At 62.4% G+C, this 22528-nt stretch carries 19 protein-coding genes and 3 pseudogenes; 5 read left to right on the forward strand and 17 right to left on the reverse strand.

Annotation, left to right across the window (positions count from 1 at the left end; translation table 11 throughout):
• Both ACVDG8_RS15605 and irrA read right to left on the reverse strand, forming a co-directional pair.
• Entirely contained in the window at window positions 1–375 is a 375-nt protein-coding gene (locus ACVDG8_RS15605; protein WP_447255452.1) for a DUF4260 domain-containing protein, read from the reverse strand.
• Window positions 376–385: 10 nt separating this feature from the next.
• Window positions 386–817, reverse strand: coding sequence for an iron response transcriptional regulator IrrA (irrA, locus tag ACVDG8_RS15610; protein WP_447255453.1), 432 nt, complete (start codon window positions 815–817; stop codon window positions 386–388).
• A 245-nt stretch (window positions 818–1062) separates the two neighbouring features.
• Here irrA and fabA point away from each other — a divergent pair, with 245 nt between their 5' ends.
• From fabA to ACVDG8_RS15630, 4 genes are all read left to right on the forward strand, one after another.
• Window positions 1063–1578 (forward strand): 3-hydroxyacyl-[acyl-carrier-protein] dehydratase FabA, encoded by a 516-nt coding sequence (gene fabA, locus ACVDG8_RS15615; RefSeq protein WP_447255454.1) that lies wholly within the window; start codon window positions 1063–1065, stop codon window positions 1576–1578.
• A 127-nt stretch (window positions 1579–1705) separates the two neighbouring features.
• Window positions 1706–2926, forward strand: coding sequence for a beta-ketoacyl-ACP synthase I (fabB, locus tag ACVDG8_RS15620; protein WP_447255455.1), 1221 nt, complete (start codon window positions 1706–1708; stop codon window positions 2924–2926).
• 29 nt (window positions 2927–2955) lie between these two features.
• Window positions 2956–3768, forward strand: a complete 813-nt coding sequence (gene fabI / locus ACVDG8_RS15625; RefSeq protein WP_447255456.1) for an enoyl-ACP reductase FabI — start codon at window positions 2956–2958, stop codon at window positions 3766–3768.
• A gap of 101 nt (window positions 3769–3869) precedes the next feature.
• Window positions 3870–5423 carry a putative bifunctional diguanylate cyclase/phosphodiesterase gene (locus tag ACVDG8_RS15630; RefSeq protein ID WP_447255457.1) on the forward strand — a complete coding sequence of 518 codons (1554 nt, stop codon included), beginning with the start codon at window positions 3870–3872 and terminating at the stop codon, window positions 5421–5423.
• A gap of 18 nt (window positions 5424–5441) precedes the next feature.
• Here ACVDG8_RS15630 and ACVDG8_RS15635 read toward each other — a convergent pair whose 3' ends face one another.
• The 10 genes and pseudogenes from ACVDG8_RS15635 to rimP all read right to left on the reverse strand — a co-directional run bounded on the left by ACVDG8_RS15635 (window position 5442) and on the right by rimP (window position 18303).
• Complete coding sequence (locus tag ACVDG8_RS15635) at window positions 5442–6494, reverse strand: class I SAM-dependent methyltransferase (protein ID WP_447255458.1); 1053 nt, start codon at window positions 6492–6494, stop codon at window positions 5442–5444.
• A gap of 70 nt (window positions 6495–6564) precedes the next feature.
• Window positions 6565–8711: pseudogene (pnp, locus tag ACVDG8_RS15640) on the reverse strand (polyribonucleotide nucleotidyltransferase).
• Between the two features lie 396 nt (window positions 8712–9107).
• Window positions 9108–9419: a 30S ribosomal protein S15 gene (gene rpsO, locus ACVDG8_RS15645; protein WP_447257360.1), complete on the reverse strand. Its 312-nt coding sequence runs from the start codon at window positions 9417–9419 to the stop codon at window positions 9108–9110.
• Between the two features lie 149 nt (window positions 9420–9568).
• Complete coding sequence (corA, locus tag ACVDG8_RS15650) at window positions 9569–10663, reverse strand: magnesium/cobalt transporter CorA (RefSeq protein ID WP_447255459.1); 1095 nt, start codon at window positions 10661–10663, stop codon at window positions 9569–9571.
• 105 nt (window positions 10664–10768) lie between these two features.
• Window positions 10769–11727: pseudogene (gene truB / locus ACVDG8_RS15655) on the reverse strand (tRNA pseudouridine(55) synthase TruB).
• Window positions 11727–12149, reverse strand: a complete 423-nt coding sequence (gene rbfA, locus ACVDG8_RS15660) for a 30S ribosome-binding factor RbfA (RefSeq protein WP_447255461.1) — start codon at window positions 12147–12149, stop codon at window positions 11727–11729. The pseudogene truB and the gene rbfA overlap by 1 nt, the downstream one beginning before the upstream one ends.
• A 623-nt stretch (window positions 12150–12772) precedes the next feature.
• Complete coding sequence (infB, locus tag ACVDG8_RS15665) at window positions 12773–15349, reverse strand: translation initiation factor IF-2 (RefSeq protein WP_447255462.1); 2577 nt, start codon at window positions 15347–15349, stop codon at window positions 12773–12775.
• Window positions 15346–15996 (reverse strand): RNA-binding protein, encoded by a 651-nt coding sequence (locus tag ACVDG8_RS15670; protein ID WP_447255463.1) that lies wholly within the window; start codon window positions 15994–15996, stop codon window positions 15346–15348. The genes infB and ACVDG8_RS15670 overlap by 4 nt, the downstream gene beginning before the upstream one ends.
• 38 nt (window positions 15997–16034) lie before the next feature.
• The gene (gene nusA / locus ACVDG8_RS15675) at window positions 16035–17630 is read right to left on the reverse strand and encodes a transcription termination factor NusA (RefSeq protein ID WP_447255464.1); all 1596 of its coding nucleotides are present in this window, start codon (window positions 17628–17630) and stop codon (window positions 16035–16037) included.
• A gap of 46 nt (window positions 17631–17676) precedes the next feature.
• On the reverse strand, window positions 17677–18303 hold the full coding sequence (gene rimP / locus ACVDG8_RS15680; protein WP_447255465.1) for a ribosome maturation factor RimP: 627 nt from the start codon (window positions 18301–18303) through the stop codon (window positions 17677–17679).
• A 210-nt stretch (window positions 18304–18513) separates the two neighbouring features.
• Between rimP and ACVDG8_RS15685 the strand changes: the two genes are divergently transcribed.
• Window positions 18514–18783: a hypothetical protein gene (locus tag ACVDG8_RS15685; RefSeq protein ID WP_455707897.1), complete on the forward strand. Its 270-nt coding sequence runs from the start codon at window positions 18514–18516 to the stop codon at window positions 18781–18783.
• A gap of 101 nt (window positions 18784–18884) precedes the next feature.
• Here the strand turns inward: ACVDG8_RS15685 and ACVDG8_RS15690 are convergent, their stop codons facing one another.
• The 5 genes and pseudogenes from ACVDG8_RS15690 to ACVDG8_RS15710 form a co-directional block, all read right to left on the reverse strand.
• Entirely contained in the window at window positions 18885–19394 is a 510-nt protein-coding gene (locus tag ACVDG8_RS15690) for a GNAT family N-acetyltransferase (RefSeq protein ID WP_447255466.1), read from the reverse strand.
• A 3-nt stretch (window positions 19395–19397) separates the two neighbouring features.
• A complete protein-coding gene (locus tag ACVDG8_RS15695; RefSeq protein ID WP_447255467.1) occupies window positions 19398–19697 on the reverse strand; it encodes a type II toxin-antitoxin system TacA family antitoxin in 300 nt (99 codons plus the stop codon).
• Window positions 19698–19859: 162 nt separating this feature from the next.
• Window positions 19860–20570 (reverse strand): tRNA (guanine(46)-N(7))-methyltransferase TrmB, encoded by a 711-nt coding sequence (gene trmB, locus ACVDG8_RS15700; protein ID WP_447257361.1) that lies wholly within the window; start codon window positions 20568–20570, stop codon window positions 19860–19862.
• A pseudogene (gene metK / locus ACVDG8_RS15705) lies at window positions 20567–21831 on the reverse strand (methionine adenosyltransferase). The gene trmB and the pseudogene metK overlap by 4 nt, the downstream one beginning before the upstream one ends.
• Before the next feature lie 177 nt (window positions 21832–22008).
• Window positions 22009–22431 carry a helix-turn-helix domain-containing protein gene (locus ACVDG8_RS15710; protein WP_447255469.1) on the reverse strand — a complete coding sequence of 141 codons (423 nt, stop codon included), beginning with the start codon at window positions 22429–22431 and terminating at the stop codon, window positions 22009–22011.
• Window positions 22432–22528: the final 97 nt, after the last annotated feature.

Below are 22528 nucleotides of genomic sequence, written 5' to 3' on the forward strand. Positions count from 1 at the left end.
CTAGCTGGCCTTCGGGTCGCGACCGATGCGGCCGAGATGGGTATCCTGAAAACCGGTGGGCAACTTCAGGCCGTAGCCCAGAGCGCGATCGATGGCGATATGGGCGATCCAGATCAGCGCCACGGCGGTGGTGATCGGCCCGGCAAGCAGGATGCCCGCGATCCCAAGGACAAGTGGGGCAATAAGGATGTGCAACGCATTGTAGGCGACAGCGCCGGCACGCGGCCCGGCCAAATAGCCCAGCATCGATAGGTCCGGCGCCAGGATAAGCAGCGCGAACAGCCACCATGAGACGCCCGACATTGCGTAGAAAATGATAGCCACCGCGGCGGCCGAGACCCATTCAAACCGGACAACCAGGTCGACGGGCCGCATCGCGAACCGGTCAGCCGCCGCGCTTCGGGCGCAGCCTCACGACGATGTCGACATTGGCTATTTCCATGCCTTCCGGAGGCGCCGGCAGGTTGGAGACCGTCACTGGCCCGCTTTCGATATCGAAGATGCGATTTTCGCCTTCGATATAGAAATGATGGTGATCGGAGGTATTGGTGTCGAAATAGGTTTTCGAGCCCTCGACCGCCAGGATACGCAGCAGGCCGGCCTGGGTGAACTGGTGGAGCGCGTTGTAGACGGTTGCCAGCGAAATCGGCACGCCGGCCGCGATCGCCTCTTCGTGCAGTTCCTCGGCCGAAAGGTGGCGGTCGCCCTTGGCGAAAAGCAGATCGGCCAGCGCGATGCGCTGGCGTGTCGGCCTCAGGCCGGCTTCGCGAACCCGCTTGTCCACAGCGACATTTTCCTTCCGGTAGCCCGTATCCATCTATGCGTCGAAGCTTATGGCCCAGCCCTTAAACAGATCCGGAATGGCAAAAAGACGTCAAAAGCCAAAACCGGACACCATTCGAGATATATTCTGTAGTCCGGATGCGATCAATAGCGCGCATTGACCCGGGCAGGCGCACGGGTTAAGCGCAAACGCCGGTTTCCGGCCACAAACAGAGTGTGTTAGGAAACCAACGACAAGGGCGCCCGGCGTCCGCGAAGAACTATGGGGACAGAAATTTGATGGCGGGTCAAAAGTCCAGCTACGATTACGAGGAACTGCTTGCCTGCGCCCGCGGCGAGTTGTTCGGACCGGGCAACGCCCAGCTACCCTATCCGCCGATGCTGATGTTCGACCGCATCACCGAGATCAGCGAGACCGGCGGCGCCCACGACAAGGGCTTCATCCGCGCCGAATTCGACATCAAGCCGGACCTGTGGTTCTTCGCCTGCCACTTCATCGGCAATCCGATCATGCCGGGCTGCCTCGGCCTCGACGCCATGTGGCAGTTGACCGGCTTCTACCTCGGCTGGCTCGGCGAGCCCGGCAAAGGCATGGCGCTGTCGACCGGTGAAGTGAAATTCAAGGGCATGGTGACGCCGTCGGTGAAGAAGGTGGAATACGGCATCGACTTCAAGCGCGTGATGCGCGGCCGCCTGGTGCTCGGCATCGCCGATGGCTGGCTCAAGGCGGATGGCGAACCCATATACGCCGCAACGGATCTGAAGGTCGGCCTGTCCAAACAGTCGGCCGCCTGATCTGTTTCGCCACGGCGTCCATGGTGTCCGGCGGACACGCGAAGGGCGTCGCAACAGTTTGTTTTGCGTATGATCTTGGGTGAAAACCGACTAGGTTTTTCGCCAAATACGCCGGAAGGAGTTGCGAATGAGACGGGTCGTAGTGACGGGCCTCGGCATTGTGTCGTCGATCGGCAACAATGCCAATGAGGTGCAGAGCTCGCTTTACGATGCCAAATCCGGCATCAGCTTTTCCAATTCTTTCGCCGAACACGGCTTCCGCTGTCAGGTATGGGGCGCGCCGACGCTCGATCCGTCGGCGATGATCGATCGCCGCGCCATGCGCTTCCTGAGCCAGGGCGCGGCCTGGAACCACGTTGCCATGGACCAGGCGATCGCCGATGCCGGCTTAAGCGAAAGCGACATCACCAATGAGCGGACCGGCATCGTCATGGGCTCCGGCGGCCCGTCGACGCGCACCATCGTCGAGGCGGCGGAAACCACGCTCAAGAACAACAGCCCCAAACGCATCGGCCCGTTCGCGGTGCCTAAGGCGATGTCTTCGACCGCGTCGGCCACTTTGGCCACCTGGTTCAAGATCCACGGCGTCAACTATTCGATCTCGTCGGCCTGCTCGACCTCCGCGCACTGCATCGGCAACGCCTATGAGCTCATCCAATGGGGCAAGCAGGACGTGATGTTTGCCGGCGGCCACGAAGACCTTGACTGGACGATGTCGGACCTGTTCGACGCCATGGGCGCGATGTCGTCGAAGTTCAACGACCGGGCCTCGGCCGCGTCCCGCGCCTATGACGTGAACCGCGACGGCTTCGTCATCGCCGGCGGCGCTGGCGTCCTCATCCTGGAGGAGCTTGAACACGCCAAGGCGCGCGGCGCCAAGATCTATGCCGAGATCGTCGGCTATGGCGCGACCTCCGACGGCTACGACATGGTGGCGCCATCCGGCGAGGGCGCCATGCGCTGCATGCGGCAGGCGCTTGCCACCGTGTCATCGCCGGTCGATTACATCAACACCCACGGCACCTCGACGCCGGTCGGCGATTCCAAGGAAATGGGCGCCATCCGCGAGGTGTTCGGCGACAAGATGCCCTACATCACATCGACCAAGTCGCTGACGGGCCATTCGCTGGGTGCGGCCGGCGTTCAGGAATCGATCTATTCGATCCTGATGATGCAAGGGGGCTTCATCGGCGAGAGCGCCCATATCGAGGAACTCGATCCGGAATTCGAAGGCATGCCGATCGTGCGCGAGCGTATCGACAACGCCAGGATCGACACCGTCCTGTCCAATTCCTTCGGTTTCGGTGGCACCAACGCGACGCTGATTTTCCAGCGTTACTCCGCATAAAGCCGGCGTTTTTATAAGGATTGCCTTCTATGGACGGGTTGATGAAGGGCAAGCGCGGGCTTGTCATGGGTGTCGCCAACGATCATTCGATCGCCTGGGGCATCGCCAGGAAGCTCGCCGAACACGGGGCGGAGCTCGCCTTCACCTATCAGGGCGACGCCTTCGGGCGGCGGGTCAAGCCGCTGGCCGAGAAGCTGGGAGCCTCGCTTGTCGTGCCTTGCGACGTCGAGGACAGCGCCTCCGTCACCGCGACCTTCGAGACGCTGGGCAAGGCCTGGGGCGGCCTGGACTTCGTGGTGCACGCCATCGGTTTTTCCGACAAGAACGAGCTCAAGGGCCTCTACGCCGACACCAGCCGCGACAATTTCGTGCGCACTATGGTGATCTCCTGCTATTCCTTCACCGAGATTGCCCGCAATGCCGCCGCGCTGATGACCGATGGCGGCTCGATGATCACGCTTACCTATGCCGGTTCGGTCAGGGTCATGCCGAACTACAATGTCATGGGCGTCGCCAAGGCCGGGCTCGAGGCCAGCGTGCGCTACCTTGCCAACGATTATGGTCCGCGCGGCATCAGGGTGAACGGCCTCTCGGCCGGGCCGGTGCGGACGCTGGCCGGTTCGGGCATTTCCGACGCCCGCCACATGTTTTCCTACCAGCAGCGCAATTCACCGCTCAGGCGTACCGTCACCATCGACGAGGTCGGCGGCTCGGCGCTTTACCTTTTGTCCGACTTGTCGTCGGGCGTCACCGGCGAAATCCACTATGTAGATTCCGGTTACCATATTGTTTCGATGCCGGCGCTTGAGGAATTGAAGCAGAACGACGGCGGCCGCGAGTAATTCACCGGCCAAATATTAACCTTCCGTAAAATTGGATGCATTGGCGGAAACGCATTTTAAGGAGATGTCCGCTAAAAGGTTCTGTAATCTAGGGACCATGCATGCCTGCAGTCAGCAACCCGAAGCGAACGCCGCTGTTCCGGCTGATCACCATCGCCAGTTCGGGCATGGGCAGTTTCATCCTTGGGCTGTGGGGGTTGCGCTTCGGCTTCGGTGACGGCATGGCCGGCATCCCGGCCGAAACGATGGCGGGCGTCATCGCCGCGCTCTGCGCTTTGGCTGCCGGGGGCGCCGCGCTCTCCTTCTTCGCGGGCGTCGATGAATCCGCGGCCTATGTCTTCAAGGAAACCCATTTCGACAAGCTGACGGGTCTGCTGTCGCGTCCGGCCATGGTCGGCAAGATCGCCGATGCCGCCTCCCAGACAATCAGGACCGGCGAGCCGATGTTCTTGGTCGACATCGACATCGACCGCTTCAAGCAGATCAACGACGCCATCGGCTACAGCCAGGGCGACGAATTGATCCGGGGCTTCACCAGCAGGCTGAAGGAAAACCTGCCGAAGGATGTGTTGATCGGGCGCATCGGCGCCGGCGAATTCGCCGTGCTTTTGCCGGATCGCGAGATAAGAGGCTCGATCGAGCGGCTTATCGAAAAGCTGATCAACGAGATGATGGAGCCCTACCAGTTGCAGACGCATCTGCAGTCGGTCAGCCTTTCGGTCGGCATCGTGGCGATGCCGAAGGACGGCGTCGATCCGGTCCTGATCCTGCGCCGCTCGAACCTTGCGTTGCAGAACGCACGCGCCAGCGGCATCGGCAATTGGTCGGTATTCCATGCCGACATGGGCCGCGTGGCGGACTATCGGCAATGGATCGAGTCCGAGCTGAAGACCGCTTTCGACCGCGGTGACTTCAGCCTCCACTACCAGCCGCAGCTCAACCTGCCGAGCGGCCGCATCGTCGGCTATGAGGCGTTGATCCGCTGGAAGCATCCTGAACGCGGCATGATCCCGCCGATGGAGTTCATTCCGATCGCCGAGGAAACCGGCATGATCAACCCGATCGGCGAGTGGGTGCTGCGCAAGGCTTGCAACGATGCCCGGTATCTGCCGGAAGAGTGCTTCGTCGCCGTCAACATCTCGCCTGTGCAGTTCATGACCAGGGACTTTGTCGGCATCGTGCGAGAGACGATGGAATCGACCGGCATCAAGCCGTCGCGGCTTGAGCTCGAGGTCACCGAAACGGCCATGATGCAGGATCGCGACCGCGCGGCTGCGATCCTGGAGCAGCTTGCCGAGATGGGGATTTCGGTGGCTGTCGACGATTTCGGCACCGGCTATTCCAATCTCAGCTATCTGATCGATTTTGCGTTCGGCAAACTGAAGATCGACCGTTCCTTCGTCAGCCGTATCGACACCGATTCCAGCTCCGGCGCGATCGTCTCGACCATTGTCGGACTGTCGCGGGCGCTGGGTGTGAGCATCATCGCCGAGGGCGTCGAGACCGAGAACCAGGCGACCCTGCTCAGGGCTGCCGGCTGCGAGGTGGTGCAAGGCTATCTGTTCGGCCGGCCGGCGCCGCTCAAGATCGACCTCGGCGAGGCGCGCCCGGCCTTTGAAACGCGCGAGCCGGCACGCATCGTCAGCGTGCAGTAGAGCAGCTGCAGCGGCCCCTCAGCGGCGCGCCGAAAACACCTTGAACATGCCGTCGCGGGCGATCTCGGCATGGCTGGCAAAGCCCGCCGACAACACTTGTTCGTATGGAAGTTGACGATTGGCGACCATGAACAGGCGACCGCCCGGTTTCAGCGCCTTCGACGCTGCGCGGATCATGCCGGCGCCGATCTCAGGCTCGGTTGCGCGCCCGCTGTGGAAGGGCGGGTTCATGACGATGGCGTCGTAGCGCCGCTCGACCGGTTCGTTCAACAGATCGGTCCAGAAAAAGCGGGATGCCACCGCGTCGCCAGGGCACGCCACTGCGTCGCCAAGGCGCGCCACTGCGCCGTCCGCGATATTAAGCTTCGCCGCCTCCAGCGCCTCGAAATCCGCTTCGTAGAGATCGAGACCCGACAGCCTGGGGGAGCGCGCCGCGACCTCGGCGGCCAGGTAGCCCCAGCCGGCGCAGAAATCGGCGACATTGCCCTTCAGATCGCCGGGCAGGCTCGCGGCCAGCAGTTTCGACCCTGCATCGATCCGATCGAAGGAGAACATGCCGGGCGCGGTGTGGAAGCGGCCTTCGACGAGATGATCTGGATTGGCGGCGCGAAGTGCCGCTGCGGTATCGGTGGCCATCGGGCGAAACCAGAAGACCAGGCCATGATGCTTCGGCAAATGGCCTTCGAGCGGCACCAGCGCGTTGATGCGCTTGCGCAAGCTGTCGATGCCGTCTTCCTTGCCGCCGGCGACGATGACCAGTCCGCCCGGAAGGACACGCTCGATGGCATCGGCGATGCGCCGCTCATTCTGACCGCGGTGACGGCCGGCAAGCACCAGGGCCATGTCGAAGTCCGCCCCCTCTGCTCGTGGTGTGACCGTCCGGCCCGATCCCTGCAAGGCGCGAAAATACGGCCGAAAACCCTGCACGAGATGCAGTGCCGCCTCGAACCCGTCGGGCAGACGGAAACCGGGCTCGGCGCCCAGGAACAGGACGCGGGCATCCTTTCGCGGCAGAGGCAACGCCTCAGCCTCAAAAGGATAGAACAGCGTCTTCAGCGGCTCCGCGACCATTCGTCCATTCTTCAAACGAAAACGGGCGCGGCCTTGCGGCGCGCCCGTTTTGATTACTTCACCAGGCCGATCAGGCGGCGTTTTCTTCGCCCTCGGCCTTCTTGTCACGGGCGATTTCCTTGCCGGTGGCTTGGTCGACGACCTTCATCGACAGGCGGACCTTGCCGCGCTCGTCGAAGCCCATCAGCTTGACCCAGACCTTGTCGCCTTCCTTGACGACGTCCGAGGTCTTGGCGACGCGGTCGTTGGCGAGCTGCGAGATGTGGACGAGGCCATCACGCGGACCGAAGAAGTTGACGAAAGCGCCGAAGTCGGCGGTCTTGACGACCGTGCCTTCGTAGATCTCGCCGACTTCCGGCTCGGCAACGATGGTGTGGATCCACTTCTTGGCCGCCTCGATCTCCTTGGCGTTCGACGAAGCGATCTTGACCGTGCCGTCATCCTCGATGTTGATCTTGGCGCCGGTCTTCTCGACGATCTCGCGGATCACCTTGCCGCCGGAACCGATGACGTCGCGGATCTTGTCGGTCGGGATGTGCATGACCTCGATGCGCGGCGCGAACTCGCCGAGTTCGGGACGGGCGCCCGTCAGAGCATGCGCCATCTCGCCGAGGATATGCTGGCGGCCATCCTTGGCCTGGTCCAGCGCGATCTTCATGATCTCCTCGGTGATACCCTCGATCTTGATGTCCATCTGCAGCGAGGTGAGCCGCCATCGGTGCCGGCGACCTTGAAGTCCATGTCGCCGAGGTGATCTTCGTCACCCAGGATGTCGGAAAGAACCGCGAAGCGCTCGCCTTCCTTGATCAGGCCCATGGCGATGCCGGCAACGGGCTTGGCCAGCGGCACGCCGGCATCCATCAGCGCCAGCGAGGTGCCGCAGACAGTGGCCATCGAGGACGAGCCGTTCGACTCGGTGATCTCCGAGACGACGCGCAGCGTGTAGGGGAACTGGTCAGCGGAGGGCAGCATCGGGCGGATAGCGCGCCAGGCGAGCTTGCCGTGGCCGATTTCGCGGCGACCCGGGGATCCCATGCGGCCGGTTTCACCGACCGAGTAGGGAGGGAAGTTGTAGTGAAGGAGGAACTTCTCCTTGTACATGCCGGTCAGCGGATCGACATACTGCTCGTCCTCGCCGGTGCCCAGCGTGGCAACGACCAGCGCCTGGGTCTCGCCGCGGGTGAACAGCGCCGAGCCATGGGTGCGCGGCAGGACGCCCACTTCGGAGACGATCTTGCGGACCGTCTTCAGGTCGCGGCCGTCGATGCGCGAGCCGGTGTCGAGGATGTTCCAGCGCACGACCTTGGCCTGGAGCTCCTTGAACACCGAACCGATCTGCTCGGAAGTGTACTTGGCGTCCTCGCCTTCGGCCGGAGCGAACGCTGCCTTGACCTTGGCCTTGACGGCGTCGACGGCGGCGTAACGCTTCTGCTTGTCGACGTTCTTGTAGGCATTGCTGAGCTCGTCGCCGACGATCTTCAGCATCTCGGCTTCAAGCGCGGAATGATCCGGCGCGGTGAAATCGCGCGGCTCCTTGGCAGCGACTTCGGCCAGCTTGATGATGGCGTCAATGACCGGCTGGAAGCCCTTGTGGCCGAACATGACGGCGCCGAGCATCAGCTCTTCGTCAAGTTCCTTGGCCTCGGATTCGACCATCAGCACGGCGTCGGCGGTGCCGGCGACGACGAGGTCGAGCTTGGATTCCTGCATCTCGTCGATGTGCGGGTTGAGCACGTATTCGCCGTTGATGTAGCCGACGCGGGCGCCGCCGATCGGGCCCATGAAGGGCACGCCGGAAAGCGTGAGCGCAGCCGAGGTGGCGACGATCGACAGGATGTCCGGATCGTTCTCGAGATCATGCTGAACCACGGTGACGACGATCTGGGTGTCGTTCTTGTAGCCATCGGCGAAGAGCGGGCGGATCGGGCGGTCGATCAGGCGGGAAACCAGCGTTTCCTTCTCGCTCGGACGGCCCTCGCGCTTGAAATAGCCGCCCGGGATCTTGCCGGCGGCATAGGTCTTTTCCTGGTAGTTGACGGTGAGCGGGAAGAAATCGAGGCCGGGCTTCGGCTCCTTCATCGAGACGACGGTGGCAAGCACCACGGTCTCGCCGTAGGTGGCGAGCACGGCGCCGTCAGCCTGACGCGCGATCTTGCCCGTCTCCAGGATGAGCGGCCGGCCGCCCCATTCGATTTCGACTTTGTGTTGATTGAACATATCTTGTCCTTCATATGCGGAAAGGGCCGCGCCGTCTTGACGGTCACGGGTCATCCCTTCCCTGGCTTCCTTCGGGCAGCCACGGGCAAGACAACGGGAAGCTCGATTGGATCCGGCATCACCCGAGCGAGCACCCTGCAATCCTGCCCCATGACCGTCCACGGGCGGTTCCGAATGGCCCTCTGCGCGTCCGGAACCGGGTCTTGGCCGACTGATCGGCCAACTTTGCGCATGACGTCGAAAACCCTGTTTCCGAGACACGTCCCGCGCGAATGCGAATGTGTGGAGCGAACTTCGCTCTCGAGCGAGTTTCGCTCCTGAGCATTAAGACACCGGATTATCCGATGCGCCAATGCGCGACCGGCGGGCCCTTTGGAGAGCCCGCCGGTCAATTCGTCAGCGACGCAGACCGAGCTTGTCGATCAGCGTCTGGTAGCGCGCGTCATCCTTGCGCTTGAGATAATCAAGCAGGCTGCGGCGCTGGGAGACGAGAGCAAGAAGACCACGGCGGGAATGGTTATCCTTCTTGTGATCCTTGAAGTGCTCCGTCAGGTTCTTGATGCGCTCGGAAAGGATGGCAACCTGGACTTCCGGAGAACCGGTGTCGCCCTTGGCGGTTGCGAATTCAGTCATCAATTCCTGTTTGCGTTCGGCAGTAACCGACATCGTGCTTTTCCTTGTCTGTTGGAGGAAACGGGACGCCCACAGCCGGGATGTCGTCCAGCAGGGGCCAGTGCAAGCAACGCGTCAGGGCGCGAAGCTGCCGCGCATATAGTGCAATTCCCGAGAAAACACCAGCCTAATTGTCAAGCCGGCTTGTCGCAGGTTCCGGTTGCAAAAACAGAAGAATTCCAGGCCTACAACCACTTCTTCCATTTGAAGAATGCAATCAGCCCGGCAGCCACCACCACCATGAGCAGAAGCGACACTGGATAGCCGTAATAGGCTTTCAGCTCCGGCATGTTCCAGGGCGAGCTTGCCGGGTCGAAATTCATGCCCCAGACACCGACTAGGAAGGTCAACGGCATGAAGATCACCGAGACGATCGTTAGATAGGAGATGACGTCGTTGGTGCGCGCCTGGGTCAGCGACACGTGCATCTCGATCAGGCCGGTCAGCATGTCACGCTGGTTCTCTACCAGTTCGATCAGCCGCAGCGAATGGTCGAGCGTGTCGTTGAAGAAGATCTTGGTCTCGGCCTTCACGAAGGGCACGTCGTTGCGGATAAGCGTCGCCAGCGCATCGCGCATCGGCCATAGCACGCCCTTCAGCACATTGGCGTCCCGCCTCAGCTCATGCAGTTGCTGCATCTGGTGCTTATGCGGCATGTTGAGCATCTGATCCTCGATGCCGTCGACCTGTTCGCTCGCCGCCTCGATCGGCGGGAAGTAGCTGTCGACGATGGCATCGATCAGCGCATAGGCCAGATAATCGGAACCGCGCGAGCGCAGCCGGTTGGGCATTGCGCCCGCGATGCGCTTCCTTACAGGATCGAACGGATCGCCCTCGCGCTCCTGGAAGGTGACGACGAAATTCCTGCCGAAGAACAGCGATATCTGCTCGTAACGATGGGACGTGACTTCATCGATCATGCGCATGACGACGAACGCATGATCCTCGAAGAAATCCACCTTCGGCCGCTGCCCGGTGTTGACCACATCTTCCAGCGCCAGCGGGTGCAGGCTGAAGATGCGGCCGATCTCCTCGATCAGCGGGATGTTGGCCAACCCCGTGCAATCCAGCCAGACGACCGGCCATTTCTCGCAATGGGTGTTGAGGTCGTCGATCGAGGCATTGTCGATAGTCTTGAATTTTTCCGGCGCAATCAGCGTCAGCCTGAGCTCGCTGCGCCGCGCGGCCGGATCGGCAATGAGCGTGCCCGGCGACGCGCCGACCGGTGGCCGCCGCATTTGCAGCGGCCCGCGTTTCCTGCCCGTATCAGCCTTTGCCATCAGAACCTCAGGCGTGAACCCGAAACGAAGTGCTCTAGGTTTCTAGCAATTCCGGACGGAAAACCGCTACGCACTTTTCCTGGAATTTGCTTTGGTCGAACGCCATCAACCGACAAAGACCCGCTTGGGCTTGAACATGCCTTGCTCGATGGCGCCGATGGCGACGAGCTTGCCGCGCGCGGTGGCGCAGGCTTCCTCGGCTTCGACCGGCGCATCGCGGCCGCGGATGATGACGGGATTGCCGAGCCGGATTTTCGTCGCGGCATCGTCGCTGACGGCGACCTGCGGCAGGCAGTCGAGCGCGACCGCCGTATCCACCAGGAGCGCGTCGATGGCGCTGAAATCGACAGGCGCCTCGGCTTCCTCGAATTCTCTTCGGTCTTGGCGCCAAAGCGGGCTCTCTCCAGCTCAGCGACGGTGACGAAATCTTCCGGCGTGAACGGCTCGACCTCGACGCGGCGCAATTCGGCGATGTGGCCGAAGCAACCGAGATCGCGGCCCATGTCGCGCGCCAGCGAGCGCACGTAAGTGCCCTTGCCGCATTCGATCTCGAAGACGGTTTTGTCGGCGCCGTGTTCGATGATATCCAAGCGGCCTATCTCGATTTCGCGGGCGGGTATCTCGACGGTCTCGCCGTCGCGGGCAAGATCATAGGCGCGCTCGCCGGCAATCTTGATGGCCGAGAATTGCGGCGGCGTCTGCATGATGACGCCGGTGTATTTCGGTAAGAGCGCCCTCACCTCGGCCTCGGCCGGACGACGATCGGAGCTGTTGGTCACCGGACCTTCGAGATCGTCGGTCGAGCGCTGCTCGCCCCAGGCGACGGTGAAACGATAGACCTTGGCGCCGTCCTGCACATAAGGCACGGTCTTGGTCGCCTCGCCCAAGGCGATCGGCAGCATGCCGGATGCCAGCGGATCGAGCGTGCCGGCATGGCCGGCTTTCTCGGCCTGGAACAGCCATTTGATCTTGGAGACCGCCTCGGTCGAGCCCATGCCGACCGGCTTGTCCAGCACCACCCAGCCGGAAACCGGCCGGCCCTTCTTCTTGCCGCGGCGCCCCACTATTCCTGGTCCTTGTCGTCTTTGTTCTGGTCGTCCGGACCGAGATCGCGCGCGACTTCGGGCGACTTCAGCAGTTCATTGATCCTGGCAAAATTGTCGAAGGACGTATCCAGCCGGAAGCGGAACTCCGGCATGTACTTCATCTGCCGAAGCGCGCCCGAGACGCGGCCACGAACGAATTTCGCATGTTTGTTGAGCGCCTCGATCACGGCATCGGCGTCACCGGTGCCGAGCAGCGAGACAAAGGCGGTGGCGATCTTGAGGTCCGGCGACATGCGGACTTCGGAGACCGAGACGACGCTGTTCTCGACCACCGGATCGATGATCTCGCCGCGCTGCAAGGTTTCGGAGAGCGCATGGCGCACCTGTTCGCCAACGCGCAGCATGCGTTGGGAGGGGCCTTTGGTGGATTGTGCAGCCATTCTTGTCTTTGTCTCCGGATGCCGTCGCCGAACAGCGCTTTCAAACGCTAGGCTGGCGAGATTCCCGCTGCCCAGCTTTTTATGCTTTCAAAATCCCCTGAGCTTACGACTTCCCTTGGGAGGTATACAAATCTCTTTCCGTCCTCGATCTTTAAAAGTATGTACTTCTCAGTGGTTATCAAATTCTCGATCTTTCGGAAAGCAACAGAGTCTTCATCGGAAAACGCCACCGTATAGTCATCGTATATCTTGATGACACCATCATCATCTTCATTCTTTTTTTGATCGTCAGATTTCTGATCATAAACACGGTAGACGAATACACAAAAATGAACCCACCAACGTGAGCAGCAATCATCGCATCGCTGGTCAATATCTTTTCAAGAGGAGCCACTATCGCCCGTGACGCGACCAAAGAGACACAAATAATCCCAAACAGGACCACCACACCAACGACCCGGAGAACCGCTATGGCAGTCCAGAGCCTCAGGCGCCCGTGTCGCAGCTTGTATATTAACCGGCCCACATCCTTGCGGTGTCGGCGATCATTCCAGAAGATGTACTCCCATAGAAGTGCACCTTCCGAGCTTGAATGATCGCCTTCCATATGGGCAAAAAGCGCCTTACAGCGTCCTGGTCACCATCTCGATGCGGAAGCACTCGATGACGTCGCCGACACGCATATCCTCGTAGTTCTGGAAGGCCATGCCGCATTCCTGGCCGCCCGGGACTTCCGAAACCTCGTCCTTGAAGCGCTTCAGCGTCTTCAGCGTGCCTTCGTGGATGACGACGTTGTCGCGGATCAGGCGCACGCCAGCACCACGTTCGACCTTGCCTTCGGTGACACGGCAACCGGCGATCTTGCCGATCTTCGAGATGTCGAAGATCTCCAGAATCTCGGCATTGCCGATGAAGGTCTCGCGCCGCTCCGGCGAAAGCATGCCGGAAAGTGCCGCCTTCACGTCATCGACGAGATTGTAGATGATCGAATAATAGCGGATCTCGATACCGGCGGCGACCGCGGCCGCACGTGCCTGCGCGTTGGCGCGGACGTTGAAGCCGATGATAGCCGCTCCGGACGTCTCGGCGAGCGAGACGTCGCTTTCGGTGATGCCGCCGGCGCCGGCGTGAACGATACGCGCGCGCACCTCGTCGTTGCCGAGTTTTTCAAGCGCGGCGTTGATCGCCTCGATCGAACCCTGCACGTCACCCTTGATGACCAGCGGGAATTCCTTCAATCCGCTCGTCTGCAGTTGCGACATCATCTGCTCGAGCGAGCCGCGCTGGCCGGCATGCTTGGCCACCGCCATGTCTCGCGCCAGGCGCTGGCGATATTCGGTGATCTCACGGGCGCGCGCTTCGTTGTTGACGACGGCGAAGCGATCGCCCGCCTGTGGCGTGCCCTGGAGACCAAGCACTTCGACCGGCATGGCCGGCGGGGCTTCCTGCACATGCCCGCCACGATCGTCGACAAGCGCGCGAACACGGCCCCACTCATTGCCGGCAACGATGATATCGCCCGGCATCAGCGTGCCGGTCTGCACCAGCACGGTGGCGACGGGACCGCGGCCCTTGTCCAACTGCGCCTCGATGACCGCGCCTTCGGCGGTGCGGTCGGGATTGGCCTTGAGATCGAGGATTTCGGCCTGCAGCAGGATCGCTTCCAGGAGCTTGTCGAGATTTGTGCCCTTGGTCGCCGAAACCTCGACGTCCAGCACCTCGCCGCCCATCGATTCCACGAACACTTCGTGGCGCAGCAGCTCGGTCCGCACCTTCTGCGGGTCGGCGTCGTGCTTGTCGATCTTGTTGATGGCCACGATGATCGGAACGCCGGCCGCCTTGGCGTGGCTGATCGATTCGATCGTCTGCGGCATCACGCTGTCATCGGCAGCCACCACCAGCACTGCGATGTCGGTGACCTGCGCGCCACGGGCGCGCATCGCCGTGAAGGCGGCGTGGCCGGGCGTGTCGATGAAGGTGATCTTGTGGCCGTTCTTCTCGATCTGGTAGGCGCCGATATGCTGGGTGATGCCGCCGGCCTCGCCGGAGACGACATTGGCATTGCGGATGGCGTCGAGTAGCGAGGTCTTGCCGTGATCGACATGGCCCATGATGGTGACCACGGGCGGACGCGACACCAGGTCTTCCGCATGATCGGCGATGTTGAACAGGCCTTCCTCGATGTCGGACTCGGCAACGCGGCGGACCGTGTGACCGAACTCGGTGGCGACCAGCTCGGCCGTATCGGCGTCGATGACGTCGCCCGGCTTCAGGATCTGGCCCTGCTTCATGAAGAACTTGACCACGTCGACGGCGCGCTCGGACATGCGCTGCGCCAGTTCCTGGATGGTGATGGTTTCAGGCAGGATCACTTCGCGCATGACTTTCTCGCGCGGCTCATTGTGCATCGCGCGCTTGAATTTTTCCTGGCGACGACGCATCGACGACAGCGAGCGGGCGCGCGCATCTTCATCCGACAGCGCCGAATTCAGTGTCAGCTTGCCGCGACGACGATCTTCCTCGCCCTTGGTGGGCTTGGCCGGCCGTGCGACTTCCGGCGTGGCCAGACGGCGCACCGGCGTACCGGCGCCGGCGCCACCAGGACGCCGCGGCTTGGTCTCTTCCTCGTCCTCGACCGTGACCAGCTCGGCGGCTTGCGGGGCGCGGCGGCGAGCCTCTTCCTCGGCGCGGCGGCGGGACTCCGCCTCGGTTTGCAAACGGGCTTCTTCCTCGGCCTGACGGCGCGCGGATTCCTCGCGCTCGCGCTTGCGGCGCTCTTCTTCCTCGGTGCGGCGCTTGGCATCTTCCTGGGCGCGCTGACGGTCCTCGACCTCACGCGCCTTGGAGCCCTCGAGCGCCTTGCGGCGCGCTTCCATCTCGCCGCGAGACAATTCGTTGAGCACCATGCCCGAGCGCTCCGGCTGGGGTGGCGGCGCCTTCGGCGCTTCGCGCACGACCGGCGCGGGCGCGGCGGCAACAGGGGCGGGCTTCGGCGTGAAGACAGGCGCCGCCACCGGCTCCGGCTTGTCGCCAGGCATCGAGAACTTGCGCTTCTTGATCTCGACCTGGACCTGCTTGGTGCGGCCATGCGAGAAATTCTGGCGCACGGTACCCTGCTCGGTACCGGGGCGCTTCAGCGTCAAGGTCTTCTTCGGCGTAACGCTCAACGTCTTATCGTCGCCCGATTTCGTATCGCTCATTCCATATCCTCTGCGGCATCATCTTCGTCAGCAACGGCCGCAAGCATTGCCAGATCGTCCGGGGTTCCGCCCCGATATCGGTCGAGCGCAACCATGCGCTTCTCAACCGCCTTGCCCGCGTCTCCCGCGAGAACGGCAGCATGTATCACATTTGTACCCCCCAATGCCAAGCTCAACTCGGCCTCGGAGAAAAGTTTGTAGGCAAGGACTGCGGGGCCACCGAGATGGACGGTTGCCCGCCGAGCCTGGCTGATCTTGCGCACGCCATCTTCGGACGCTTCGGTCGCGTGAAGCACGAAAAGCGCCAGTCCACTGCGCACCGCGCTCTCGACCTTGGTGGCGCCGAGGGCAATGGCGCCGGCCTTGCGAGCCAGGCCAAGCATGCCCAGAGCGGACCTGGAAAGCAGTCCGTCGACCATGGCGCCAAGATCGGGAGGAACGGCTACCTGCGCCTTGAAGGCGCGGGCAAACAGGTTCTTCGCCGCTGCCTTGTCGATATGTAGGCGGTCGGCGGTGACCCAGCAACCGCGGCCGGGCAGATTTCTCTTGAGATCGGGAACGACGGCCGAATCCGGGCCGACGACGAACCGGATCAGATCATCCGGTTCGGCCTGCTTGCGGGTGACGATGCAGGTGCGATCGTTCATCTCGTCCTGGGGCGGGTTGTGTACGATGCGGTTTCACCTCACGCACCAACGGCTTCGTCAGCCGATGTTTCCTCGGCCGCAAGCTCGTCTTCGGTGATCCAGCCGGCCTTCTTGCGGGCGGCAAGCACCATCTGTTCGGCGTCGGCGCGCGAGACGCCGTGAGAGGCGAGCACGCCGGGATAGACCTTGGTCTCGCCGTCCTTGCGTTCCTTCCAGCCGACCAGGTCATCGGCGGCATAGCCGGCGAAGTCCTCGACGGTCTTCACGCCATCCTCGCCAAGCGTCACCATCATGGCGGTGGTGACACCGGGGATGTCGCGCAGCTCGTCCTGGACGCCGAGCGCCTTGCGCTTCTCGTCGTGCTCGGCCTCGATCTTTTCCAGATATTCGCGGGCGCGGGTCTGGATCTCCGAAGCGGTGTCCTCGTCGAAGCCATCGATCGAGGAGATTTCGCCGGAGTCGACGTAAGCGACTTCCTCGACGCTGGTGAAGCCTTCGGAGGCGAGCACCTGGCCGACCATCTCGTCGACGTCCAGGGCTTCCATGAAGAGCGCCGAGCGCTCGACGAATTCCTTCTGGCGGCGCTCGGATTCCTCGGCTTCGGTCAGGATGTCGATGTCCCAGCCGGTGAGCTGCGAGGCGAGGCGCACGTTCTGGCCGCGGCGGCCGATGGCCAGCGACAGCTGGTCGTCCGGCACCACCACTTCGATACGCTCGGCATCCTCGTCGAGCACCACCTTGGCGACTTCGGCCGGCTGCAACGCATTGACGATGAAGGAGGCAGCCGACGGCGACCACGGAATGATGTCGATCTTCTCGCCCTGCAGCTCGCCGACCACCGCCTGGACGCGGCTGCCGCGCATGCCGACGCAGGCGCCGACCGGGTCGATCGAGGAATCGCGCGAAATGACGGCGATCTTGGCGCGCGAACCCGGGTCGCGGGCGACCGACTTGATCTCGATGATGCCGTCGTAGATCTCCGGCACTTCCATGGTGAAGAGCTTGGCCATGAACTGCGGATGGGTGCGCGACAGGAAGATCTGCGGGCCGCGCTGCTCGCGGCGCACGTCGTAGACATAGGCGCGGACGCGGTCGCCATACTTGTAGTTCTCGCGCGGGATCAGCTCGTCGCGGCGGATGATCGCCTCGCCGCGGCCGAGATCGACGATGACATTGCCGTATTCGACGCGCTTGACGGTGCCGTTGACGATCTCGCCGATGCGGTCCTTGTATTCGTCATACTGCCGGTCACGCTCGGCCTCGCGCACCTTCTGCACGATGACCTGCTTGGCCGACTGGGCGGCGATGCGGCCGAAATCCATCGGCGGCAGCTGCTCGGCGATGAAGTCGCCGACCTGGGCGTCGGGGTTGCGCTCGCGGGCGGTGGAAAGCGCGATCTGCGTCGCGTAATCCTCGACCTTCTCGACCACTTCCATCAGCCGCTGCAGCTTCATCTCGCCGGTAGTCGGGTTGATGTCGGCGCGGATGTTGGTCTCCTGGCCGTAACGCGAACGCGCCGCCTTCTGGATCGCATCGGCCATGGCGGCGATGACGATCGACTTGTCGATCGACTTTTCACGCGCGACCGCATCGGCGATCTGCAGCAGTTCAAGCCTGTTGGCGCTTACAACCATTGTCTTTCTCCCGACTTCGCCCTGGACACGCGGCCCCGCGGCGCTATCAACTTTCCTGTTCGGTTTCGTTTTCCTCGGCGGCGTCTTCCGCTTCGCCTCGGCGTTTCTTGGCTTCCTTGCGCGCCCGGTTGTCCTTCGACAGGGCATCGCGGATGAGATCGTCGGTCAGCACCAGCCTGGCCTCGGCAATCGCGTCATAAGGCACGCGCACCGTCGGCTCTTCGCCATAGGCCGCCTTGTCGCGCTCCAAAAGGATGCCGTCGGCATCGGCCTCGGCGATCTTGCCCTTGAAGCGCTTGCGGTCGCTGACGAGAACCGACGTTTCCAGCTTGACCAGATGGCCGGTCCAAGTGGTGAAATCGGATTTGCGCACCAGCGGCCGGTCGATGCCAGGCGAGGAGACTTCCAGATGGTATGCCTTTTCGATCGGATCATCGACATCGAGCGCCGGCGACACCGCGCGGCTGACCTCTTCGCAATCCTCGACGGTCATGGTGCCGTCTTCACGCTCGGCCATGATCTGCAGCGTCAACCCGTTCTGGCCGGTCAAATGCACGCGCACGAGGCGGAAACCAATAGCCTTCAGCACCGGCTGAACGATCAGCGCAATGCGCGCATCGATGCCGCTTTCGCGGATGATACGGTCGTCGGCTTCGCTTGCCGCTGCAGTCATCAGATCCCTGTCGCTTTGTCGCTTCCGGCGGGCAGGTAATAAAAAGAGCGGGACCGGGTGGACCCACTCTTCGTCATACCGACCAAGAATTTGAGGCTGATATAGACGATACCGAACCGTGTTTCAAGCCTGCAGGCAAGCTCGGGCGAAGTTCAGGGCCGGGCGAAGTTCAGGGCCGGCGCCAAGTTCGGGCAGGGTTGCGCGCCGAGCATGGCCGCCATGCGGCGGGCGGCCTTGCGGACAAGGGGCCGCTGCACCCACTTATTTCGCACAGCAAAAGAGAAGGACGCGCGCGGTGGCGCGCGTGTTGTTTTTATCATGGATCGTGGATTGTTTTTCGTCATCGGTGACTTCTTCAGCACATTCAGCAGCGCCGCTTCAGCATCACGCGCCGTCGAGGCTGGCCGCAAGCCCCGCCCCAGCGACCTCAAGAAGCTTGGCATCGACCCCGCCGCTTTCGACAGGATTGGCCGGTTCTGAGGCAATCGCGGACGGAGCCAGCCGCGACGAGTCGCTAGCTACGACCGTGACGCATGCGAGATTTCCCGCCCGTCGCGTTTTCTGAACGACAGTCCATCGCTTTACTGCTGGGCTTCCACAAGCGACGCAGCAATTGCTGCAATCGAGCGGAACAAGAGGAGCGGGTCGTCCTTCGTGGGCAGAAATCCTCTCCGCTGCCAGAATTGGGCGGCTTCGTCGTCGATTGCATTGACCATCAGAGCGCGCCCTCCGATCAGTTCCGCAGCCTGAACGCAGCGCTGAAGGGCATGTTTCACCAAACCAACACCGATGCCGAGCCCAGCCCATCCAGTGTCGGTGGCAAGCTGACCGAGGAGGAGGCAGGGGACCGGGTCGGGCGGTTGGCCTGTGCGGATCGACCGAGGCAAGATCGACGGCACAACAGCCGTCGGCGCCAAACCGTAGTATCCAACCACCCGGTTGGATTCATGGACGACGAGTACGGCCGTAAAACCTTTTTCCTGATTGGAGAGCGCGCGCGTTTTCAACCAGTGATCAAGCGCAGGCTTCCCGCAGGAAAATCCGGAAACGTCGTGGACGGCGGTAAGCGGTTCAGGGGCCGATAAGGCCACGGCCTAGCGTTTCGTTTTGTGCGCGGTTTCCCAGGGCGCTCGACGCTTTGCCAATTCCACCATGTCGGGAACCGGAGCGGCGGGGGCCGACAAAGCCTCCATGAACTCCGCGAACCCTTCTTGGCTCATGCGGATCAACCGGCTATCCATCAACACGTCCTCGGCCGCGCGCACGGCGGCATCGCGCACAAAGTCCGTGCGGGACCGGCCACGGAGAGTGGCGGCACGGTCAATCATCGCCACGTCCGCTTCCGGCAGGCGCATCGAGATCGGATATTCCTTACGTTCACCCGTGGTGGCCATATTGTCTCCTTGCCACCTACATACAGATTTGTAGCGCTAAATGCAATACATCGCGTCGATTCATCGAGATAGTCAGCAAGCCGAACCCAATGCGAAACGACTTTCGAGGGCATCGGCAGCGTACAAGCGGCTGATCACCTGCACCTGGTGCCTCGGTTTGACCTATTTCCGAATGAAAGTCAGATAGGCGGGACGCCGGCCTTCGCGGATGGCCTTCGTCTCGTAACGCGTACCGGGCCAGCCCTCATAGGGACGGTGCCAGTCCGCAGCATCCCGCGCTTGCCATTCAAAGGCACCGTGGTCGCGGCAGGCGAGCAGCGTCCAGTTCACGTAGCTGTCTATATCGGAAGCAAAACGAAACCTGCCGCCCGGTTTCAAGACACGGGCGAAGCGGCCGAGATTGGCCGGGCCGACGAAGCGCCGCTTCCAGTGTTTCTTCTTCGGCCAGGGATCGGGGTAGAGCAGGTCGATGCCGTCGAGCGAGGCCTGCGGCAGCCAGTCGAGCAGGCGCGTGGCGTCGTCGTCATAGACCCTGAGATTGGCGAGCGGCGTCTTGCCGAGCGCCGTCATCATCTTGGCCATGCCGTTGACGAAAGGCTCGACGCCGATGAAGCCGGTCGCCGGCGCTTCGGTCGCGCGATGCAGAAGATGCTCGCCACCACCGAAGCCGATTTCCAGCTGAAGCGCTGAAACATCGGCCTTGAACAGTTCCGCAAGGTCCGCCGGTGGCGGGACCGCCAGATCGATCCCATGGGCGCGCAGCCCGCTTTCGAGGGCAACCGCCTGCTGTGGCCGGATGGTCTTGCCGTGCCGGCGGCCGAAGAATCCTTCGGTCGCGCGGCTCGGGCGGTCTTTGTGGTCCTCCGGCGTCAGGCGGCGACAGCGTCCTTGAGCGCCTTGGCCAGATCGGTCTTCTCCCAGGAGAAAGACCCGTCACGGCCTGCCTTGCGGCCGAAATGACCGTAGGACGAGGTTTTCGCGTAGATCGGCTTGTTGAGGTCGAGATGACGGCGGATGCCCGACGGCGACAAATCCATCACCTTGCGCAACGCCTCTTCCAGCTTCGATTCGTCGACCTTGCCGGTGCCGTGCAGGTCGACATAGACCGACAATGGCTGGGCAACGCCGATGGCGTAGGAGAGCTGGATGGTGCAACGGTCGGCGAGCTTGGCCGCCACGACGTTCTTGGCAAGATAGCGCGCCGCATAAGCGGCCGAACGGTCGACCTTGGTGGTGTCCTTGCCGGAGAACGCGCCGCCGCCGTGGGGGCCGCGCCACCGTAGGTGTCGACGATGATCTTGCGGCCGGTAAGGCCGGCGTCGCCGTCCGGACCGCCGATGACGAACTTGCCGGTCGGGTTGATGTACCACATGCAATCGTCCGCGATCCGCAAATCGCCCAGCGCCTCGCGGATATACGGCTCGACGACCTGGCGGACCTTCTTGGAATCCCAGCTTGAATCCATATGCTGGGTCGACAGCACGATCTGCGTCGCTTCGGCGGCCTTGCCGTCGATGTAGCGGACAGTGACCTGGCTCTTGGCATCCGGTCCGAGCTTGCCGGCCTCGCCACTGCCTTCATGGCGCGCGGCGGCCAGCAATTCGAGGATCTTATGGCTGTAATAGATCGGCGCCGGCATCAGATCCGGCGTTTCGCGGCAGGCATAGCCGAACATGATGCCCTGGTCGCCGGCACCCTCCTCGCCCTGGCGGTCGGCGGCATTGTCGACGCCCTGGCCGATGTCGGGCGACTGGCCGTGCAGCAGCACTTCGATCTTGGCCGTCTTCCAATGGAAGCCTGACTGCTCGTAGCCGATCTCACGGATCGCCTTGCGGGCAACCGACTTGAACTTGGCCGGATTGACGACAGGGTGGCCGGCGCCGTCCGTGAGGACCTTGCCTGCCTTGTCCTTCTTCAAAAGCGTTTCGGGAACGCGGACCTCGCCGGCGATGACGACGCGGTTGGTGGTCGCCAAGGTCTCGCAGGCGACGCGGACCTTCCATGGATCCATGCCGGTCTTCTTGGCTTCGCGATAGACCAGATCGACGATCTCGTCGGAGATACGGTCACAGACTTTGTCGGGATGGCCCTCGGCAACGGATTCCGAGGTGAAGAGATAGTTCTGCCGCGTCACGGGTGTCCCCTCTTGAAAAGATCGGCAGGCTGCCGATTTTGGCGCGCCACGTGTTAGCGGTGCCGGGCGCTGCTCGTCAAGCGGCGCGACGGATCTGGCATGAATGTCGGCATTGCCGGCTTATGCCACCGGCGGCGGGGCGCCACCGGTGACGTCAGTCGAGGAGATGGGCCGAAATCAATCGGCGTCGTCGGCGGCGAGCGACTTCACCAGATCGATGATCCTGCGCCGCACCTTGACATCGGCTATCTTGACGAAAGCCCGGTTGAGCTGAAGTCCTTCCGGGCTGCCGCAGAATTCGATGGCGAAGGACATGGAGGAGTCCTCGGCAAATCCCCGGTTGACGCCGCCGGCCTCCTCACCCGGGGCATCCTCGAAGAAGAACGCGACGGGAACACTCAGGATGGAGGCGATCGCCTGCAAACGGCTTGCGCCAACCCTGTTTGTCCCCTTTTCGTACTTCTGGATCTGTTGAAACGTGATGCCGAGATTTTCACCCAACTTTTCCTGGCTCATGCCAAGCATATTGCGACGCAGACGAATACGGCTCCCGACATGGATGTCGATCGGATTCGGCTTCTTCTTGTTTTCTTCTGTCATTTTTTCCTCGCCGAATTTTTCCGGCTTTTTCTATTTTTCCCGCCCATACGAAACCGGAGCCACCTGCCCCAACAGAAACCCCAACCGACTTCGAGAA

It is taken from the genome of Mesorhizobium sp. ORM8.1 (genome assembly GCF_053005525.2).

What these genes read in the sequence shown, in the direction of transcription:
- ACVDG8_RS15605 (WP_447255452.1), bottom strand. Translation starts at nt 375, where the DNA reads ATGCGGCCCGTCGACCTGGTTGTCCGGTTTGAATGGGTCTCGGCCGCC.
- ACVDG8_RS15695 (WP_447255467.1), bottom strand. Translation starts at nt 19,697, where the DNA reads ATGGCCACCACGGGTGAACGTAAGGAATATCCGATCTCGATGCGCCTG.
- irrA (WP_447255453.1), bottom strand. Translation starts at nt 817, where the DNA reads ATGGATACGGGCTACCGGAAGGAAAATGTCGCTGTGGACAAGCGGGTT.
- rimP (WP_447255465.1), bottom strand. Translation starts at nt 18,303, where the DNA reads ATGACTGCAGCGGCAAGCGAAGCCGACGACCGTATCATCCGCGAAAGC.
- ACVDG8_RS15685 (WP_455707897.1), top strand. Translation starts at nt 18,514, where the DNA reads ATGGCCGCCATGCGGCGGGCGGCCTTGCGGACAAGGGGCCGCTGCACC.
- infB (WP_447255462.1), bottom strand. Translation starts at nt 15,349, where the DNA reads ATGAGCGATACGAAATCGGGCGACGATAAGACGTTGAGCGTTACGCCG.
- fabI (WP_447255456.1), top strand. Translation starts at nt 2,956, where the DNA reads ATGGACGGGTTGATGAAGGGCAAGCGCGGGCTTGTCATGGGTGTCGCC.
- fabA (WP_447255454.1), top strand. Translation starts at nt 1,063, where the DNA reads ATGGCGGGTCAAAAGTCCAGCTACGATTACGAGGAACTGCTTGCCTGC.
- ACVDG8_RS15635 (WP_447255458.1), bottom strand. Translation starts at nt 6,494, where the DNA reads ATGGTCGCGGAGCCGCTGAAGACGCTGTTCTATCCTTTTGAGGCTGAG.
- nusA (WP_447255464.1), bottom strand. Translation starts at nt 17,630, where the DNA reads ATGGTTGTAAGCGCCAACAGGCTTGAACTGCTGCAGATCGCCGATGCG.
- ACVDG8_RS15630 (WP_447255457.1), top strand. Translation starts at nt 3,870, where the DNA reads ATGCCTGCAGTCAGCAACCCGAAGCGAACGCCGCTGTTCCGGCTGATC.
- ACVDG8_RS15670 (WP_447255463.1), bottom strand. Translation starts at nt 15,996, where the DNA reads ATGAACGATCGCACCTGCATCGTCACCCGCAAGCAGGCCGAACCGGAT.
- ACVDG8_RS15710 (WP_447255469.1), bottom strand. Translation starts at nt 22,431, where the DNA reads ATGACAGAAGAAAACAAGAAGAAGCCGAATCCGATCGACATCCATGTC.
- corA (WP_447255459.1), bottom strand. Translation starts at nt 10,663, where the DNA reads ATGGCAAAGGCTGATACGGGCAGGAAACGCGGGCCGCTGCAAATGCGG.
- rbfA (WP_447255461.1), bottom strand. Translation starts at nt 12,149, where the DNA reads ATGGCTGCACAATCCACCAAAGGCCCCTCCCAACGCATGCTGCGCGTT.
- fabB (WP_447255455.1), top strand. Translation starts at nt 1,706, where the DNA reads ATGAGACGGGTCGTAGTGACGGGCCTCGGCATTGTGTCGTCGATCGGC.